The organism is Streptomyces sp. WAC05292 (assembly GCF_003949955.1).
GTDB lineage: Bacteria > Actinomycetota > Actinomycetes > Streptomycetales > Streptomycetaceae > Streptomyces > Streptomyces globosus.
Genome location: NZ_RPSE01000881.1, coordinates 1 through 628, shown reverse-complemented (window position 1 = coordinate 628; position 628 = coordinate 1). Strand labels below are relative to the sequence as shown.

Sequence of the window (628 nt, the reverse complement as noted above, 5' to 3'; positions counted from 1 at the left end):
GGTCGAGCATGTCGGCCGGGTAGCCGGTCTTCTCCGAGACCACCTCCAGCAGCACCGCCTCCACCGCCCCCACGTCGGGCGCGGTGGAGGCGGTGCTGCTGGAGGTGGTCTCGGAGAAGACCGGCTACCCGGCCGACATGCTCGACCTGGACATGGACATCGAAGCCGACCTCGGCATCGACTCCATCAAGCGCGTCGAAATCATGGGCGTCCTCCAGGAACGCGCCGGCGCCACCGTCACCGCCGGCCCGGAGCAGCTCGCGGAACTCCGCACCCTGCGTGACATCATCGGCATCATGGCCGGCTCGGCCGCGGCAGCCCCCGCTCCGGCCGCGGTTCCCGCTCCGGCCGCGGCCTCCGGCCCGGACGCGGGCGCCGTCCAGGCGGTCCTCCTCTCCGTCGTCTCGGAGAAGACGGGCTACCCGGCGGACATGCTCGACCTGGACATGGACATCGAAGCCGACCTCGGCATCGACTCCATCAAGCGCGTCGAAATCATGGGCGTCCTCCAGGAACGCGCCGGCGCCACCGTGACGGCAGGTCCGGAGCAGCTCGCCGAACTCCGTACGCTGCGCGACATCGTGGGCATCATCGCCGGCTCCGCGCCCCCCACCGCGGCCGCCGCCCC

The 628-nt window shown here is 71.8% G+C and carries 1 protein-coding gene; it reads left to right on the top strand.

Going from position 1 to position 628, the window contains the following annotated elements; genetic code table 11:
- Positions 1-83: 83 nt before the first annotated feature.
- On the top strand, positions 84-628 hold a 545-nt coding region (locus EF903_RS33550), incomplete at its 3' end, for a phosphopantetheine-binding protein (protein ID WP_148142685.1).